The organism is Bacillus sp. AFS023182, assembly GCF_002560575.1.
In the GTDB taxonomy this organism is placed as follows: domain Bacteria; phylum Bacillota; class Bacilli; order Bacillales; family Bacillaceae_G; genus Bacillus_A; species Bacillus_A arachidis.
This window is the reverse complement of record NZ_NTRO01000154.1, coordinates 1-620: the sequence shown is the minus strand read 5'-3', so window position 1 is coordinate 620 and position 620 is coordinate 1. Positions and strand designations below refer to the sequence as shown.

Genomic DNA, 620 nt, shown 5'->3' with positions numbered 1-620 from the left:
TAATTAGCGAGCGGTGATCCAGATTCCATTTTATGAGAAATCGGCAAGTCATCTTTGTACGCTGGAAGACCTATACTCCCTAGATTTACAACGATTTTCCCATCTGGCAAATATACAACTCTAGGAATATGAGTATGTCCACATACAATTATTTGTTGCTTTATGTTTTGAAGGTGTTTCATAATTTCATCTGTAGTCTTCAATACCCCTCCATCTTCTGTCATTTTTTCTAGTAAATATATTTCATCCGAATCTGGTGTTCCATGACAGAAAAAGATATCTTCCATAATATATTGAGAAGGATGCTCCTTTAGCCAATTTAAATGCTCATTTGTTAATAACCTTTTCACTTCATTTAGAGTGGATGATGAATCTTGCACAGGCTCCCACAACATTCGATCACAGTTACCTCTAACGTGATTCATCTTATGCTCCTTTAGCCAATTTAAATGCTCATTTGTTAATAACCTTTTCACTTCATATAGAGTGGATGATGAATCTTGCACAGGCCCCCACAACATTCGATCACAGTTACCTCTAACGTGATTCATCTTATGCTCCTTTAAAATCTTGATTGTTCCTACAGGATCTAAAGGACCGTATATACTATCTCCTAAATT

At 36.0% G+C, this 620-nt stretch carries 1 protein-coding gene; it reads right to left on the bottom strand.

The window, feature by feature from the left end; genetic code table 11:
- Nucleotides 1-551, bottom strand: a 551-nt coding sequence (locus CN288_RS27855) for a metallophosphoesterase family protein (protein WP_141528036.1), incomplete at its 3' end; no start/stop codon positions are given.
- Nucleotides 552-620: the final 69 nt, after the last annotated feature.